Raw genomic sequence first — 449 nt, forward strand, 5'->3', positions numbered from 1 at the left:
TCTTTGTTAGTTGCTGAGAATTTAGTTGTATCTAACCATACTTGATAGTAGAGTTTATCTCCGCGGTTAACAGTCTTCGTATTGATGTTTTCTGCTTCATTGTTGTTTGTTTTATCAACATATGGATCAGTATTTGTTTCACCATATTTATCAGTCAACTCAGCATCATCATCAAGAAGTTTGTTATCAGTGATTGAGTATTTAGCTGTATTCAATACATACTTCTCTGGTTGGAACTTAGGTTCTGTTGGAGGTGTTACGGTATTGTTGAACTCTTTGTCAGCTGGTTCAGTTACGTTAGCAACCAATGCTTTAGCTGTACCGTCGTGAGATACTGTTACAGTTACTTCTGCCTTCATTGTATCGTAAGTGACAGTTGCGTCTGTACCTTTCACCTCTGTTACAGAGTAAGTGTAAGTACCTTCTTGACCCTTCTTGTATTTAAGGGC

At 37.6% G+C, this 449-nt stretch carries 1 protein-coding gene; it reads right to left on the bottom strand.

What is annotated here, in order from left to right:
- The coding region (locus tag HMPREF2917_RS11560; RefSeq protein WP_176745963.1) for a Spy0128 family protein at positions 1-449 on the bottom strand (449 nt) is incomplete at both ends.

It is taken from the genome of Streptococcus sp. HMSC061E03, assembly GCF_001813505.1.
In the GTDB taxonomy this organism is placed as follows: domain Bacteria; phylum Bacillota; class Bacilli; order Lactobacillales; family Streptococcaceae; genus Streptococcus.